The organism is Caulobacter sp. D5 (assembly GCF_003185805.1).
Lineage (GTDB): Bacteria > Pseudomonadota > Alphaproteobacteria > Caulobacterales > Caulobacteraceae > Caulobacter.
On sequence record NZ_QHJY01000049.1, the window covers coordinates 1 to 16276 of the forward strand.

A 16276-nucleotide genomic window follows, 5' to 3' on the forward strand; every position below is an offset into this window, starting at 1 on the left:
GGCCGGCCGGGGCCGCGGCGCGGGGCGGGCGTGTCGGCGGGCGGGGCGGGCGTCTGTCCGGCGTCGAAGTCCATGACCGCAACCTAAAGGTAAATGCGAACAGCGGTCAAAAAAAGCGGCGCATCCTGGGGAGGATGCGCCGCGAAAACGCGCGATCCTGGGAAGGCTGTCCGCGCGAGGTCCGGGTCGCCGTCAGAACTTGCCTCGCGGCCCGGTGAGGGAGTCAGCGAGGTAAGGTCTCTGCGTCGATGTGGTCATACCTTAATTTGGCAATGAGGTAAGGCCAATAGTTGGCGTGGTCGACCAGGTGGCGAGCAGCGGCTTGCGCGATATTGTTGATATCGATATCAGTTTGCCGGTCCCGGTTTGGTCGCGGTGCGGCCGGCCGGGCTGTGAACGATAATCGACCGCCCGCGCGCCGATGCGCCGCCAGGGCGGAAGGGGAGGAGGCGACGCGATGAAGCCCACACGCCGCGACCTGGTCGCGCTGGCCGCGATGTCCGCCGCCGCCACGACCGCCCACGCGGGCGAGACCGCCCGGCGCCACCAGATCGCCTCGCCCGACGGCCGGCTGAAGGCGGTGGTCGATGTCTCGGGCGCCGTTCCCCGCTGGAGCGCCACCTATGACGGCAAGCCGCTGCTGCTGCCGTCGGATCTCGGGCTATGGCTCGCCGAGGGGCGGCTGCTGGGCGAGGGCGCGAAGCCGGCCGGCGTCACGCCCCAGACCTTCGAAGGCGACTGGTCGCCGCCGTTCGGGCAGTCGGCCCGCTACGACCAGTCGGGCCGCCAGGTCACCCTGCACATGGTCGATCCCAAGGCGGGGATCCGGTTCGACATCGTCCTGCGGGTGCTGAACGGGGCCGTGGCGGTGCGCTACGTGCTGACGGGCCTGGCCAAGGGCGAGAGCCTGGCGCTGATGGGCGAGCGGACGGGCTTCCGTTTTCCCGAGACGGCGCGGCTCTACGCCAGCCGCGACGAGGGCGACATCCACGTCTCCACCCAGGCCGGCCTCGCGCCGCTGGAGCATCCGGACCTGACCGGCTCGTCCGACAAGGGGCCCTATGCCGACCTGCCGATCACGGTGGACGTCGGCAACGGCGTCTACGGCTTCATCGCCGAGTCCGACCGGCTGCACTATCCGCGCTGCATGGCCCGGGCGCACGACAAGGGCGGGCTGGTCACCTACCTGATGCGCTATCCTGGCCGGGCGACCGGCTGGGGCGGTCAGGACGACACGCCGGAAGAGGCGACCTTCGAGATCGCCGTCGGCCAGAAGACGCCGTGGCGCGTGCTGCTGGCGGCCGACAGCGCCAAGGGGCTGATCGAGCGCCACCACGTGGTCCCGACCCTGGCGACGCCGAACCAGCTGGGCGACGTCTCGTGGGTGCGGCCTGGCCACGCCTTCCGGATCATGAAGCCCTATTCCACCGAGGCCTCGCTGAAGGCGGTCGACTTCGCCCAGAAGCGCAACATCGCCTACGTGCTGTTCGACGCTCACTGGTACGGCGACGGGACGGACGCCTCTGACCCCACCGCCCCGATCGCGGCCTTGGACCTGCAAAGGGTGATCGACTACGCCAAGGCTCGGAACATCGGCGTGCTCGTCTATATCGACCGGGTGGCGGTGACCAAGGCGCTGACCGACATGTGCCGGCTCTACCAGCGCTGGGGCCTGGCGGGGGTGAAGCTGGGCTTCATGTGGGAGGGCCGGCAGTCCGACGTCGACTTCATCACCAAGGTGGTGCGGGCGTTCGGCGAGCACGGCATGGTCGTGAACCTGCACGACAACCTGCGGCCGGCGGGCCTCGAGCGCACCCTGCCCAACTACCTGACCCTGGAGGGCGTAAAGGGCAACGAGCAGTTCCCGGCCCCGCGCCACCACGTGAACCTGGCCTTCACCCGGCCGATCGCCGGGCCGATCGACTATACGATCTGCTACGCCCAGGAGCGCAACCAGACCACCAACGCCCACCAGCTGGCCCTGGCGGTCACCTGCTACAGCCCGCTGACCCTGCTCTACTGGTACGACAAGCCCGAGAAGTACGAGGGCCAGCCCTGGCCGGAGCTGGAGTGGTTCGACGCCTGCCCGACCACCTGGGACGAGACCCGGGCCATCGCCGGCGAGCTTGGGGAATACGTCGTCATCGCCCGCCGCAAGGGCCGGACTTGGTTCCTCGGCGCCCTGACCAACGAGATGGAGCGGCGGCTGGACCTGGATCTGGCCTTCCTGGGCGCGGGGCGATGGACGGCCGTGCGCTACCAGGACGGCGATCTGGCCCGGCCGGCCAACCGCACCAAGGTCGTGATCGAGCGGCAGGCCGTGGAGGCAGGGACGCGTCTGCGCCTGCAACTGAACGCGGCGGGCGGGCAGGCGATACGGTTCGAGCCGCTGGGGTAGGGCGAGCGGCTTTTCAGAGCCCTTGGCCATCTTCACCGAGCATCCCCGCCTTCGCGGGGAACTGACGGACTGGAGGGCAGTCGGGGGCTGAGGGCAAAAAAACGGGGCGCCGGGCAGACGGCGCCCCTTGGTCTTGGAAGTCGGGAGGAACTTGCGTCCAAGAAGTGAGCGCCGCAGGGTGGCGCTGCAAGATTTGATATCGATACCAATTTATGAGGCCGCTGTCAATCGGCGTTCGATGAGGAGGCTCCTTCTCTCCCGTCATCCCGGCCGGAGCGCGCAGCGCGCAGAGCCGGGACCCAGGGGCCGCCGCACCGCGCCGGCCGTCGCCGGGGCGCTTGATCGATCCGCGGAGCCTGGTCCCCTGGGTCCCGGATAACGGCTTCGCCGTTTCCGGGATGACGAGAAGGATAGGGCTACCGCGTCACCCAGAACCCGTCGAAATCCGTCCAGCCGATCCGCGTCGCGGTGTTGGCCGGGGTCCCTGCCGGGGCCTGGGCGAAGACGCCGACCTGGCTGCCGACCCAGCGTCCTGGGCGGCTGACGAAGGGCGCGCCGACGGGGGTGAAGGCCTGGCCGTCGAGGCTGTAGCTGAGGGTCACCCTGGCGTGCAGCGAGCGCAGCATCGAGGGCCAGTAGGGCGAGAACTCCGGCGGCGGGTCGGCGACGACCACAGGCTCGGCGGTCATCCGCAGCCAGACGGCGGTCGGGGCCTTGGCCTGGATCACCTCGACCCGCTCGGGCTGGAACTTGTCGGCCCTCAGGCGGTCGACGCGGACCAGGGCGGGGCCGGCGGCGGTGTTCTGCAGGCCGATCCAGGCGTAGTCGGACCCGAACATCACGAGGCCCGCCCGCTCGCCGACCGCCTTGGGCGCGAAGTCGAGTTTCGTGGTCACGGTGAAGCGCTCGGCCGGCAGCTTCTGGGTCAGCAGGGCGCCGGTCTCCCAGAGGTTCTCAGGGGACGAGATCGCCTTCAGCCGCAGGCGGCCGGGCGCGGCCTTGAGGTCGGCCCAGTCGTCGTTCGGATTGGCGTTCCATTGCCAGGCCAGGGACAGGGCGCCGTCGAAATCGTCGCTGTCCTGCGGGGCGAGCCGCGGGGAGAGGGTCTTGGTCGCCGGCTTGCGGTGGTTCAGCACCGGCTGGCCGATGCCGTCGCCGCCGGGATCCTCGCCGATGACCGGCCAGCCGTCCTTCCAGGCCATGGGTTGCAGCCACACCCGGCGGCCGTAGGAGTCTGCGTCCTGGAAGTGCAGGAACCAGTCCTCGCCGGTCGGGGTGGTCACCCAGGCGCCCTGGTGGGGGCCGTTGATCTGGGTCGGGCCCTGGTCGAGCACGTCGCGGCCCTCGTAGGGGCCGGCCAGCTTGCGCGAGCGGAATACGCCCTGCCAGCCGCCCTTCACGCTGCCGCTGGGGACGAACAGGTAGTACCAGCCATCCCGCTTGTAGAGCTTGGGGCCTTCGGTGGTCATCCACGGGAACGGGCCGCGCGATGTCATGACCTTGGGCTGCTTGTCGCCCTCGACCAGGGTGATCGCCTCGCCGACCGCGCGGTCGCCGGCCTTGTTGAGGCGGCGGGCGGTGACGACGTTGGCGAAGCCGGCGCGGCTGCGGGCGAAGGCGGTGACCAGCCAGCCCTGGCCGTCGTCGTCCCAGAAGGGGGCCGGATCGATGACGCCGCGGCGGTCGTCGACCAGCACGGGCTTGGACCACGGTCCGGCCGGATCCTTGGCCTTGACCAGGAACACGCCGAAGTCGGGGTCCGGATAGTAGATCAGGAACTCGCCGTTGCGGTGGCGGATGGCCGGGGCCCAGACCCCGCCGCCGCGACGCGGCGTGGCGTGGTGGGCCGCAGGCGTGATCTGGGGCAGGGCGTGGCCGATGATCGTCCAGTTGACCAGATCGGTCGACTTCAGGATCGGCAGGCCGGGCGCGTTGGTGAACGACGACGAGACCAGGTAATAGGCGTCGCCCACCCGGACGGCGTCGGGGTCGGAATAGTCGCCGGCCAGGACCGGGTTCCTGTAGGTCCCGTCGCCCAGGTCGGGCAGCCAGGCGCGCTCGGTCTTGACGGGTTCGCCCGCCGAGGCGGGAAGCGCGGCCAGCGCCGCCGCGAGCACAATCCACCCGCCGAATGCTCGACCCAAGCCCGCCATCACGCCTCCCAACGCTCTTGTTATGATATCGTTACCAATATCAGGGCGCGGGGCTTTGGCAAGACCGCCTTCAGCGCGGCGGGGCGGCGGTCGAGGCGCGTTCGATCAGCTGCAGTTCGCCCTGCACATGGACGCCGGGCTCGCCGCCCGGACGGGCCAGGTCCATGGCCAGCTTGACGGCCGAGGCGGCCATGTCGGCGATCGGCTGGCGGATGGTGGTCAGCTCGGGCCAGACGGTGGTGGCCACCGAAGTGTCGTCGAAGCCGGCGATGCTGAGATCGGCCGGGATCGACAGGCCAAGGCCGTGGGCGACGGCGCTGACGGCGGCGGCCATGTCGTCGTTGGCGGCGAAGATCGCCGAGGGACGGCGGCGCAGGTTGAGCAGATGCCGGGCCGCCTCCAGGCCGCCGCGATAGCTGAAGCCGCCGTCGGCGACATAGGCGTCGTTCACCGTCAGGCCCGCCTGCGCCATCGTCTCGCGGAAGCCCTGCTCGCGGCGCTGGGCCGTGGAGTGGGCCGGGTCGCCGCGCACGAAGGCGATGTCGACATGGCCAAGGTCGATCAGGTGGCGGGTCATCATCCGCGCGCCTGCGAAATCGTCGATGAACACGGCCGGCGCGCCCTCGCGCGGGAAGGCGGTGGCGAAGCTGACGGCGCCGACGCCGGCCTTCTCCAGCGACTCCAGGATCGCGGCGTCGTCGCACAGCGGCGGGGGCAGGATCACCGAGCCGACGCCGGCGTCGACCAGCTTCTGGACGGCCTGGGCCGGTGTCGGATGGGCCTGGCTGGGCTCGATCAGCAGCTGGCAGCCGCTCTGGCTGGCCTGGCGAAAGGCGCCCATCAGGTAGTTCGACAGGTTCGACGAGCTGGCGTTCGAATACAGCATGCCGATCAGCGAGACGCCGGTGCGGGTGGCGCGGGCCAGGGAGTTGGGCCGGTAGCCCAGGGTCTTGATGGCTTCCTCGACCTTGTCGCGCACGGCCTGGCGCACGTGCGGATAGCCGTTGACGACGCGAGAGGCGGTCATGGAGGAGACGCCCGCGGCCTGCGCCACGTCGTGGATGGTCGGCGCCTGTCGCCTCTGCGTGCTCAAGGAGTCCTCGCCCAAACTGCGACTCTCTACGGGTCGCGGCGCAGTCTAGCGAACACCGCACCGATAAGTCCAAGCGAGAGAAGGAGAAGCGCCCGGCAGGCGAACGCGCGTTTTTGCGCTGGCGTGCGCGACTGGCGCCGCTAGGATGAATTGTTATCGTGAACAATCGCGATGCGTTCCGAGGATGGTGCGTTGGTGAAGAGTCCCCGCAAGGCCAGGCCGGCGTCCGGCGCGGAAGCGACGACCGTGACCGCGCGCCCGGCCCCGCCCCGGACCTCCACCATCCACGACGTCGCCCGCCACGCCGGGGTCGGCTCGATGACCGTCTCGCGGGTGATCCGGGGCACGGCCAATGTCAGCCCGGCCATGCGCGAGCGGGTCGAGGCCTCGGTGCGGGCCCTGAACTACCAGGTCAATGTCGCCGCCCGGGCCACGCGCTCGCGCGCCTCGGCCGCCCGGGTCGGCATCCTCTACAGCAACCCCAGCGCCTCCTATCTCAGCGACATCATGATGGGCGGGCTGGAGCAGAGCTCGAAGCTGGCCAGCCACCTGATCCTCGAGCGCTGCGAGGGCCTGGCCGGCCAGAAGCAGGCGGTGAAGCGACTGCTGGCGGCGGGGGTGGACGGGGTGATCCTGCCGCCGCCGCTGTGCGACTCGCGCCAGACCATCGCCATGCTGCGGGCCGAGGGGGTGACGGTGCTGGCCCTGGCGACCGCGCGGCCGATGGTCGACGTCTCCAGCGTGCGCATCGACGACTTCGAGGGCGCGCTGGCCATGACCCGTCACCTGATCGCGCTTGGCCATCGCGACATCGCCTTCATCAAGGGCGACCCGCAGCACACCCCGACGCAGCTGCGCTACGAAGGCTTTCTGGCGGGGATGGCCGAGGCGGGGCTGGACGTGCGGCCCGAATGGGTGGCCCAGGGGCTCTTCACCTACCGCTCGGGCCTGGCGGCGGCCGAAAAGCTGTTCGAGGCTCGCCTGCGGCCCAGCGCCATCTTCGCCAGCAACGACGACATGGCCGCCGCCGCCCTGGCCGTGGCGCACGGCCGCCAGATCGCCGTGCCGCGCGACCTGACCGTCTGCGGCTTCGACGACACCGCTGTGGCCACCACCGTCTGGCCCGAGCTGACCACGATCCACCAGCCGATCGCCGAGATGGGTCGGGCGGCGGTCAGCCTGATCGTCGAGGAGATCCGCGCCCGCAAGCTGGGCGGCGATCCGGCGCCGGTGCATCACCTGCTGCCCTTCACCCTGATGGACCGCGCCTCGTCCGACGCCGCGCCGCCCTAAATCTCGCTGGTGATGTCGGCGCCGACAGGCTTCGATCGTCGTTCCGGGCGAGAGGTCGGCGTGGCCGGTCTCACGGCGTTTGGCCCAGGCGAGGAGACGAGCGATGCGAGTGATGGTGCTGGTCAAGGCCACCGAGGACAGCGAGCAGGGTTTCGTCCGCTCGCCCGAGACCATGGCGATGATGGAGGCCATGGGCCGCTTCAACGACGAACTGGCGGCGGCCGGGATCCTGGTGACGGCCGACGGCCTCAAGCCCTCGTCGGCGGGCAAGCGGGTGGCGTTCGACGGCGCGGCCCGCACGGTGATCGACGGCCCCTTCGCCCAGCCTCGCGAATTGGTCGCCGGCTTCTGGCTGTGGGAGGTCAAGGACCTGGATGAGGCGGTCGCCTGGGTGAAGCGCTGCCCCAACCCGATGCCCGGCCCCAGCGAGATCGAGATCCGGCCGGTCTATGAGCTGGCGGATCTGATGGGGGAGGGCTGAGGACGCGCGGAGATATTTCCGCTCGTCATCCCGGAAAGCCCGCAGGGCTTATCCGGGACCCAGGGGACTGGGCTCTGCGGATCGATCAAACACCCAAGCAGCAGCCGGCGCAGTGCGGCGACCCCTGGGTCCCGGGTCTGCGGTCCGCTGCGCGGCCCTCCGCCCGGGATGACGACGAAGGGGGAGGGCCTATCTGGCCTAAGCCACCTGCTCGCTCAGCAGCTGGCGGGCTTCCTCCAGGCTCCACAGCCGCGCGGCGCCGCGCACGCCGGAGGCGTCGCCCCAGACGGCGGGCTTGATGCGGGTGCTCCAGCGGTCGGCGAACACGCGGCCGGCGACCAGGCCCGGCAGGCGCTGGCAGACCTCGGGCACGTTCGACAGGCCGCCGCCGACGACGATGGCGTCGGGGTCGAGGATGTTGCACAGCACCGCCACCGATCGACCCAGGCGGTCCATCAGCCGGTCGAAGGCGGCGGTGGCGGCGGCGTCGCCGGCTCGCCAGGCGGCGATGATCTCCTCGCCGCTCCAGGCCTTGGTCGTGGCCTCCTGGAAGTCGCGACGCAGGCCCGTGCCCGACACCCACATCTCCAGGCAGCCGTTCTGGCCGCACCAGCAGCGGGGGCCTTCGCGCTCTTCCGCCGTCGGCCAGGGCAGGGGCATGTGGCCCCATTCGCCGGCGATGCCGTTCTCGCCCTCGATCAGCTTGCCGTCGACGACCATGCCGCCGCCGCAGCCGGTGCCCAGGATGATGGCGAACACCACCCGCGCGCCCGCGCCGGCGCCGTCGACGGCTTCCGATAGGGCCAGGCAGTTGGCGTCGTTGGCCAGCCGCACCGGTCGGTTCAGCGCCTGGGACAGGTCCTCGCGGAAGCGGCGGCCGTTCAGGTACAGCGAGTTGGCGTTGCGCATCACGCCTGTGGCCGGCGAGATCGAGCCGGGCGCGCCGATCCCCAGGGTGCCGCGCGCGCCGAGCTTCTGCTCCAGCTCGCCGACCAGGTCGCGGACGACGCCCAGGGCCTTGTCGTAGTCGCCCGGATTGGGAACGCGGGCCTTGGCCAGCACCTTGCCGCTGGCGTCCAGGGCGGCGGCCTCCACCTTGGTGCCGCCGAAATCCACGCCGATCTGAATCACCAGTAGGGCTCCCAAACCCGGGTGAGGCGGACCAGCGCCTCGAGGAAGAAGTAGTCGCCCCACAGGCAGGCCTCGTCGACGCCGACGCGGTTGGGCATGTGGTAGACGCCGTGGGCCAGGATGCCGGTCCCCGGCTCGCCCAGCGGCAGCAGGTAGCGCTCGCCCAGGGTCTCGACCATGGCCAGGGCCGCGGCCTCGTAGGTCTCGCGGTCGGGATCGGCCAGCGGCAGGGCGCGGGCCAGCTCCAGCAGGCCGCAGGCGGCGATGGCGGCGGCCGAACTGTCGCGCTCGGCGTCGGTGAACACCAGGTCCCAGCAGCAGATCAGGTCGCCTGGCAGGCGGTTGAGGAAGTAGTTGGCCAGCCGCGCCGCCAGGGCGATCAGGGCCGGATCGGCCTTGTAGCGATGCACCAGCGGGAAGCCCGACACGCCCCAGGCCTGGCCCCGCGCCCAGCAGGAGTCGTCGCTGAAGCCCTGGTGGGTGCTGCCGCGCAGCGGCGCGCCCGATTTGGCGTCCATGTAGAAGGTGTGGAAGGTCGAGGCGTCGGGCCGCACGATGTGGCGGGCGGCCTCCTCGATGTGACGGTCGGCGGCGATGCGGAAGGTCGTATCGCCCGTCTCCTCGCTGGCCCAGTAGAGCAGGGGGAGGTTGAGGTTGCAGTCGATGATCATCCGGCCGGCCTGCTCGGGATCGGAAAGATCGCCCCAGGCCTGGATGATGCCGGCGGCCGGCAGGTAGCGGGTCATCAGCCGGCGGGCCGCCGCCAGGGCCGCCTGGCGGGCGCCGATGTTGCCGGTCAGCTTCCAGCCCGCCACGCAGGACAGCGAATAGAGGAAGCCCAGGTCGTGGTGGTCGACGTTGATCTCGCGGTCGATGCGGTCGCGGAAGCTCTCGACCTGGCGCTCGGCCGCCTGGCGGTAGCGGGGCTGGCCGCCGGCCTCGAAGGCCAGCCACAGCATCCCGGTCCAGAAGCCGTTGGTCCACTCGGTGTTGTCCATCGGCGCATAGACCCCGCCCTCGCTGGAGGGCCTGGGGAAGGCGTCGGTGAAGCGGTCGAGGCTGACGTCGATGCGGGCCAGGACGGCGGCGATGATGGCGTCGAGCCTGGCGCGGTCGGGGCGCGGACGCGCCAGGATCTCGTCGGCGCGGGCGATGGGCTCGCGGGCGGTGGTGGTGTCGGGCATGTTCAGTTGACCTTGGCCACGTCGGCGCCGCCGAGGTCGGCCTGAAGCTTGGATTGGGCCAGCGCCGGATCGGGCTCGGCGTCCTTGGCGGGCCGGTCTTGCGGCGGGGTGGGGGAGAGGGCGAACACCGAGGCGACCCAGAAGGCGGCTGCGAACAGGGCGATCAGCAGGTAGGTGCTGGGGAAGCCGATCAGGTCGTAGCTCTTGCCGACGATCGGCGACAGGATCGCCAGGCCCAGCGAGTGGCCGAAGCTGACGCCGACCAGGTAGAGCGTCGAGGCCAGGCGGCTTTCGAAGTGGAAGGCGATGTAGCGGAAGATCGACACCACCAGGATCGGCAGCTCCAGCGAGTGCAGCATCTTCATCGCCGAGATCGGCACGGGGCCGTGCACCAGGCCCGAGCCGGCGATGCGCACGATCATGATCGCCGCGGCCAGAAGCAGGCCGTTCTTGGCCCCGATCCTGTTCACGACGAAGGGCGCGACGAACAGCATGCCGGCCTCGAGGAAGATCTGGGCCGAGTTCAGGTAGCCGAACATGGCCGCGCCCTGCTTCGGGTCGGCGAAGTGCGAGGCGTAGAAGGCCGGGAACTGCTGGTCGTAGACGAGATAGAGGTTCGTCACGCCGAGGATCAGCACCATGAAGCCCCAGAACTTCGGCAGCCGGAAGATGGCCATGGCGTCGGCGGGCTTGAGGGCGTCAGAGCGCTCGCGCTCGTCGGCGCTGGGCTCGATCTTCGCGAAGGCCAGCAGCGGCAGCAGGACGAGGCCCGCGCACGAGGCCAGGGCGAAGTTGTAGAGCGGGTCCATGTTGAACAGCCGGCCCGAGAAGAAGGCGGCGGCCGCGAAGCCCAGCGACCCCCACAGGCGCGCGCGGCTGTATTCGAAGCCGTACTTGCGGCCCACCCGATCGACGAACGACTCCAGGGCGTAGCTGCCGGCGATGAAGGTGATGCCCAGATAGGCCCCGCCGGCGATCGCGCCCAGCAGCAGGTTGGTCTTCAACAGCGGGCCGTAGACGAAGGCGAAGAAGGCGCCCGACAGCACCACCAGGCCGCTGATCAGCCACAGGACATGCTTGCGCAGCCCGACCTTGTCGGAAACGAAGCCGTAGAGCGGCTGGGAGAGCATCGCGAAGATGAAGTTGGCCGCGAAGACCACGCCGGTCTGCGCGCCGGAAAGGCCCAGGGTCCGCTTCAGCCACAGGGGCAGCAGCGAGATGCTCATGGCCTGGGCGAAGAAGTAGAAGAAGAGGAAGGCGCTCAGCAGCGCGTAGTTCTTCCTGAAACCCATGCGACTCCCTCCCATCGCCGCGCCGTCCGCGCTTCATGGCGCGGTCGGTCCAGCCGTTCGGTCATAGACCAAACTGATAACGATACCAAGCGCTTTTGCGCTCTTCGCCGCCTACGAAGCCGGGGCTTGCATGGCGTGCCTGATATCGATATCAATTAGCAGCCTTCGGGCGTCCCGCAAGCGATTTCGACGCGCCGTCTCTTTCGGGGCGCTGGTCGTCCGGGCCAATCAAGACGCCGCGCCAGAGCGTCGACCAGGGGAGAGACAAGGATGCGTTCGCCTGCTCGTGGAATTCCGGCCCTGCTCGCCGCCGTCGCCCTGGGCGCGTTGGCCGCGGGCGCGGCATTGGCCGACGAAACCCCCGGCCTGACGATCCATCCGCTGCCGCCGGGCGGGCTGTTCTACACCATGCACAACGATGCGTTCACGGTGCGGGTGCGCAAGCCGGGCGGCCCTTGGCGCGACCTCTACGAATACACCGCCAAGGTCGATTCCGACGGCCCCAGCGACGTGTCGGTGGTGCAGTTCGACTTCACGGGCCCGGTCGAGATCGGCGTGCGCAAGAACAACGGCGACTTCAAGCGCGTCGAGGTGCGGCCCGCCAGCAACGCCATCAGGTCCAAGGTCGAGAAGGGGATCGTCACCTTCACCATCGACAAGCCGCAGAACCTGTCGGTCGAGTTCGACGGCGACCGGCTGCACAACCTGCTGATCTTCGCCGGCGCGCCGATCGCGCGGCCGGCGCCCGGCCCCGACGTGGTGTTCTACGAGCCTGGCCTGCACACCCCGCCCGGCGGCGGCCAGTATTTCCCGGTGAAGTCGGGCCAGACGATCTATGTCGCGGGCGGCGCCGTGCTGCAGGGGACCTTCAAGCCCGAGGGCGTCGAGAACGTGCGGATCCTCGGCCGCGGGATCATCGACCGGCCGGCCGAGCAGCTGGTGGTGCAGAACTCCAGGAACGTCACGGTCGAGGGCCTGACCTTCCTGACGCCCAAGCACGGCACGATCGCCTGCGCGTCGTCGAGCAACGTGACCTTCCGCGACTTCCGCACCCTGTCCAACGGCTCGTGGTCGGACGGCGTCAACGTCTTCGCCTGCAGCGACGTGACCGTCGAGCGGGCCTTCATCCGCACCTCGGACGACAGCGTCGCCGTCTACGCCACCCGCAAGGACGGCAAGGGCGACACCCGCCGGGTGCGGGTGCGCGACTCCATCTTCTGGCCCGACGTCGCCCACGCGGTGTTCATCGGCCTGCACGGCGACAGCGAAAAGCCCAACGTGCTGGAGGACCTGCGCTTCGAGAACATCGACATCCTGGGCCTCGATGAGGACGACCCCGAATACCAGGGCGCGCTGGCGATCAGCGCCGGCGACACCAACACGGTGCGCGACGTGGTGTTCGACGGGATCCGGGTCGATCAGATCGAGGAGGGCAAGCTCTTCAACGTGCGCACGGTGTTCAACGCCAAGTACGGCACGAGCCCGGGCCTGCTGGTCGACGGGGTGGTCTTCCGCAACATCGACTTCACCGGCGACGGCTGGCCCAGTCCCTCGACGCTCTCGGGCTACGGGCCCGACCGGCCGGTGAAGAACATCAGCTTCGAGAACGTGACCATCGGCGGCAAGCGGCTGAAGGCGGCCGATCCCTCGGTGATCGAGATCGGCCCCAATGTCGAAGGGGTGAGCTTCAAGTGACCCCCTCGCCTGGCCTCTTCTGGGCGCCGCTGAAGCGCACCGGCCGGGTGGCGCTGTATCGGCAGCTGGCCGACCGGCTGCGGGCGGCGATCCTCGACGGCGAGCGCCGCCTGCCGACCGAGCGGGAGCTGGCCAGCGGCTTCACGGTTGCCAGGATCACTGTCCGCGCCGCCCTCGACCTGCTGGCGGCCGACGACCTGATCTCGCGCCGCCCCAGGCATGGAACAGTGGTGAAGGCGTTCGACCGCGCAGGTGAAACCTCGCTTCATGCATGAAATCGGCCGGCGCGATCGAGAGTGAAGTCATCGCGTCGCATACATCCTGAAGTTTTCATCCGGCGCTGTGCTGATCGCACGTAGCGGTCGATATCGCATTGCTGATCGAAAGCTGTGGGAATTGCTGAGATGCCGCCGTCCACTGCGTGATAGCGGTGTTTGAATGTTTCCGACATGTCGGAGCCGAAACCCCGTTGACAGCGTTCAAAATGCGCTGATAACGATAACAACAAGCCGATCGGGGCGCCTGGGGCGCTCTCGAAAACGACAAGGCGGTCGGCGCGCCGGCCCCGCCGCGAGGCGAGGCCGGGCTGAAAGTCCGAAGGGGAGGATAGGATGGCTGGTTACGGCCCTAAGCGCGGATGCAACCGCGCCCTGCAGGTTTCTCACATGGTTCTGGCCCTGGCCGCCGGCGCGAGCGCGATGTCGGTCGCCGCCGCCGCGCAGGCCCAGGCGCCCGCCCAAACGCCCGCCAAGACCACGGCGGCCGAAGCGGCCAAGCCGGCGCCGGTCACGGTCGAGACCACGGCGGTCGACGAGGTGATCGTCACCGGCGTCATGGTCGGCACCGCCGCCAAGAAGGCCAATGTCTCGTTCTCGGTGCTGAACGAGGACGACATGAGCAAGTTCACGCCGATCAGCGCCGACGACATGCTGCGCGACATGCCCGGCGTGGTGGTCGAGTCCAACGACGGCGTGGCCCGCAACGAGGTCTTCACCCGCGGCATGACCATCGGCACCGGGGCCAACACCTCGGGCTACTTCTGGACGACGATCCTGGAGGACGGCCTGCCGGTCGTGCCGTTCAAGTTCAGCGGCTTCCAGGACGGCTATTTCTACCGCGCCGACATCTCGACCAGCCGGGTCGAGTCGGTGCGCGGCGGCTCGTCGGCCACGGGCGTCACCACCTCGGTGGGCGCGACCTTCAACTACATCACCGGCAAGGTGAAGCCGGGGGCGGTGATCCAGACCCGCATCGGCTTCGAGGGCGAGGACCTGCACCTGTCGTGGAAGCAGGTCGACGGCGCCTACGGCTGGGTCAATGACAAGGGCGACTTCGGCGTCGGCCTCAGCGGCTTCTACCGCAAGTCCAGCGGCCAGGTGGATCCGGGCTTCGACCTGAACCACGGCGGCCAGTTCAAGGTGAACCTCTACAAGGACTACGACACCGCCAACGGCAGCGGTTCGTTCAACCTGATCTACAAGCACCTGGACGACACCAACGCCGAGCTGACCACCTTCCAGCAGCCGACCTACGGCTACCAGGATCCGGAAGAAATCCCGGGCTTTGGCCGCGACGTGAACCTGTTCATGAACGGCGGCCAGCAGACGGTGCCGAACTACTTCAAGAGCGGCACGCACAGCCTCGATCCGTCGGACGGCTATCGCTACAAGCAGGACGCCCTGTCGCTGCGCTGGAACCACGACATCGGCGAGCGCCTGACCTTCACCGGGGCTGCGCGGATCCAGAAGTCGACCTATCGCGGCCAGTCGTACAAGCCCCAGGGCCTGGCCTCGCTGGGTTCGGCGGCGGCGACGCGCGAGCGCTTCGGCCTCAACATCAACAACCTGGACCGCACGCCGGGCTACTACGTGTTCACCAACGCGGCCGGCCAGGAAGTGGCCCGCGTGGCCAACAACGTCGCCGGCTCGCAGCTGGGGACCAACTACCGCACGGGCGTGGCCTGTCCGCGGGTGACGGCCACCACCTTCCAGACCGCCAGCCTGTGCATCGTCGGCAACACCCTGCCCAACCGCGATATCGACATGCGCGGCGGCCTGGTCACGGCCACCATCCCCAGCGCCGACGGCAGCTACAATTCCGGCACGGTGCCCACCGGCACGAGCTCTCAGGACCTGGTGCTGCTGACCCGGGCCGAGGACAACTACCGTGAATCCGTCGACTACATGGGCAACTTCACGGCCACCTATCGCGGCGACACCTGGAGCGTGAACGGCGGCCTCTACGTCTCGCGCTCGGAACAGGTGAACGACAACTGGGCCAACGGCCTGGGGGTGTCGGCCTGGGCCGACGGCCAGGTGCAGAACCTGAACGTCAAGTACGTGACCAACGGCGGCGCGAGCTACCAGCTGACCGACGCCGGCGGCTGGGGCTCATACGGCAGCGGCCTGTTCACCACCGTCTCGCAGCGCGCCCGGATCATGGAGCTGTCGCCCTATGCCGGCTTTGCCTGGTCGCCGAACAAGCACTGGGATTTTAACGCCAGCATCAAGTACCAGTACTTCCACGCCCGGACCTATTCGGAGACCTGGGACACCCGCAATTCCGGCGCCGCCTCGCTGACCAACGGCGGCCTGGATGGCGATCCGCTGACCGTCTACGACAACGTCTACATGACCAGGACGGCCTCGAAGATGATCGGCGCCGACAAGGACCTGAGCCTCGTCGATTACAGCGTCGCCATCGGCTACAACTTCACCGACAAGCACAAGATCTATTACCGCTACACCGACGCCAAGCAGCCCTCGTCGGGCGTGGTCAACCGCTACTCGACGGCGGCGACCCTGGTGCGGCCGCTGGGCCCGACGGCCTACATCAAGGGGCACGAGGCCGCCTACACCTTCGGCGACCGGCGCTTCAACGGCCAGATCACCTATTTCTACCAGAACTTCGCGGTGAACGATTATCCGACCGCGGTCGATACCGACAACGTCTCGACCTACCTGCTGCCGGAGAACTTCAACCGCTACTTCACGCGCGGGGTCGAGGCCTGGGCCAAGTGGAAGGTGACGCGGAACCTGGAATGGAACCCGTCCGTCACCTTCCTGAACGGCAAGACCACCGAGGCCTATGTCTGGCTCAACACCGGGGCCAACGGCCTGGGCGCTTCGGACGACGTGCTGCGCGTCGACGCCGGCATCCTGGCGCGTTCGCCCAAGTGGACGCTCAGCAACACGGTCTCGTACCGCTACGGCGACTTCCGCTTCAACGTCCGCCATCGCTGGATGGACGTGCGCAAGCTGAACACCAACTCGCTGGATCACCGCTACCTGCCCGAACAGGACAACCTGGACATCTCGGTCCAGTACAGCGGCCTGAAGAAGACCCAGGTCACGCTCGACGTCCGCAACGTGCTCGATAAGGACTACATCTCGGCCTACGACCCGATGATCAGCACCAACCTGCCGACCAATGTGCAGGTCTATGACGTCGTCGCGCAGCTGCCGGAGTCCGGCTACCTGATCAAGCGCAACGCCCCGCGCTCGGTGTGGCTGACCGTCCGCAAGGAGTTCTAGGCCCTCGGGTTGGAATTCCCGGT

General features: G+C 68.9%; 12 protein-coding genes. 7 read left to right on the forward strand and 5 right to left on the reverse strand.

Going from position 1 to position 16276, the window contains the following annotated elements; genetic code table 11:
- Together DMC18_RS26790 and DMC18_RS03640 are read left to right on the forward strand one after the other, a co-directional pair.
- On the forward strand, positions 1 to 218 hold a 218-nt coding region (locus DMC18_RS26790; protein WP_233248056.1), incomplete at its 5' end, for a hypothetical protein.
- A 239-nt stretch (positions 219 to 457) separates the two neighbouring features.
- Entirely contained in the window at positions 458 to 2398 is a 1941-nt protein-coding gene (locus DMC18_RS03640; protein WP_158285854.1) for a glycoside hydrolase family 97 protein, read from the forward strand.
- Between the two features lie 416 nt (positions 2399 to 2814).
- On the opposite strand, the gene DMC18_RS03645 is transcribed toward DMC18_RS03640, so the two are convergent.
- A complete protein-coding gene (locus tag DMC18_RS03645) occupies positions 2815 to 4551 on the reverse strand; it encodes a glycoside hydrolase 43 family protein (protein WP_110118753.1) in 1737 nt (578 codons plus the stop codon).
- Positions 4552 to 4621: 70 nt separating this feature from the next.
- Complete coding sequence (locus DMC18_RS03650) at positions 4622 to 5605, reverse strand: LacI family DNA-binding transcriptional regulator (RefSeq protein WP_255580253.1); 984 nt, start codon at positions 5603 to 5605, stop codon at positions 4622 to 4624.
- A 285-nt stretch (positions 5606 to 5890) separates the two neighbouring features.
- Here DMC18_RS03650 and DMC18_RS03655 point away from each other — a divergent pair, with 285 nt between their 5' ends.
- Entirely contained in the window at positions 5891 to 6937 is a 1047-nt protein-coding gene (locus tag DMC18_RS03655) for a LacI family DNA-binding transcriptional regulator (RefSeq protein ID WP_370444001.1), read from the forward strand.
- A 103-nt stretch (positions 6938 to 7040) separates the two neighbouring features.
- Positions 7041 to 7418, forward strand: a complete 378-nt coding sequence (locus DMC18_RS03660; RefSeq protein WP_110118754.1) for a YciI family protein — start codon at positions 7041 to 7043, stop codon at positions 7416 to 7418.
- A 198-nt stretch (positions 7419 to 7616) separates the two neighbouring features.
- Here DMC18_RS03660 and DMC18_RS03665 read toward each other — a convergent pair whose 3' ends face one another.
- The 3 genes from DMC18_RS03665 to DMC18_RS03675 are packed head-to-tail and all read right to left on the reverse strand — an operon-like array spanning position 7617 to position 11025.
- On the reverse strand, positions 7617 to 8549 hold the full coding sequence (locus DMC18_RS03665) for an ROK family protein (RefSeq protein ID WP_110132701.1): 933 nt from the start codon (positions 8547 to 8549) through the stop codon (positions 7617 to 7619).
- Positions 8546 to 9733: a glycoside hydrolase family 88 protein gene (locus DMC18_RS03670; RefSeq protein WP_110118758.1), complete on the reverse strand. Its 1188-nt coding sequence runs from the start codon at positions 9731 to 9733 to the stop codon at positions 8546 to 8548. Before DMC18_RS03670 ends, DMC18_RS03665 begins: the two co-directional genes overlap by 4 nt.
- Positions 9734 to 9735: 2 nt before the next feature.
- Complete coding sequence (locus tag DMC18_RS03675; protein ID WP_110118759.1) at positions 9736 to 11025, reverse strand: oligosaccharide MFS transporter; 1290 nt, start codon at positions 11023 to 11025, stop codon at positions 9736 to 9738.
- 270 nt (positions 11026 to 11295) lie between these two features.
- Between DMC18_RS03675 and DMC18_RS03680 the strand changes: the two genes are divergently transcribed.
- The 3 genes from DMC18_RS03680 (at position 11296) to DMC18_RS03690 (ending at position 16253) form a co-directional block, all read left to right on the forward strand.
- Complete coding sequence (locus DMC18_RS03680; RefSeq protein WP_110118760.1) at positions 11296 to 12720, forward strand: glycosyl hydrolase family 28 protein; 1425 nt, start codon at positions 11296 to 11298, stop codon at positions 12718 to 12720.
- Entirely contained in the window at positions 12717 to 12995 is a 279-nt protein-coding gene (locus DMC18_RS03685; protein WP_199228364.1) for a GntR family transcriptional regulator, read from the forward strand. The genes DMC18_RS03680 and DMC18_RS03685 overlap by 4 nt, the downstream gene beginning before the upstream one ends.
- A 390-nt stretch (positions 12996 to 13385) precedes the next feature.
- The gene (locus DMC18_RS03690; protein WP_110118761.1) at positions 13386 to 16253 is read left to right on the forward strand and encodes a TonB-dependent receptor plug domain-containing protein; all 2868 of its coding nucleotides are present in this window, start codon (positions 13386 to 13388) and stop codon (positions 16251 to 16253) included.
- Positions 16254 to 16276 lie beyond the last annotated feature (23 nt).

What these genes read in the sequence shown, in the direction of transcription:
- DMC18_RS03675 (WP_110118759.1), bottom strand. Translation starts at nt 11,025, where the DNA reads ATGGGTTTCAGGAAGAACTACGCGCTGCTGAGCGCCTTCCTCTTCTTC.
- DMC18_RS03690 (WP_110118761.1), top strand. Translation starts at nt 13,386, where the DNA reads ATGGTTCTGGCCCTGGCCGCCGGCGCGAGCGCGATGTCGGTCGCCGCC.
- DMC18_RS03680 (WP_110118760.1), top strand. Translation starts at nt 11,296, where the DNA reads ATGCGTTCGCCTGCTCGTGGAATTCCGGCCCTGCTCGCCGCCGTCGCC.
- DMC18_RS03640 (WP_158285854.1), top strand. Translation starts at nt 458, where the DNA reads ATGAAGCCCACACGCCGCGACCTGGTCGCGCTGGCCGCGATGTCCGCC.
- DMC18_RS03660 (WP_110118754.1), top strand. Translation starts at nt 7,041, where the DNA reads ATGCGAGTGATGGTGCTGGTCAAGGCCACCGAGGACAGCGAGCAGGGT.
- DMC18_RS03645 (WP_110118753.1), bottom strand. Translation starts at nt 4,551, where the DNA reads ATGGCGGGCTTGGGTCGAGCATTCGGCGGGTGGATTGTGCTCGCGGCG.
- DMC18_RS03670 (WP_110118758.1), bottom strand. Translation starts at nt 9,733, where the DNA reads ATGCCCGACACCACCACCGCCCGCGAGCCCATCGCCCGCGCCGACGAG.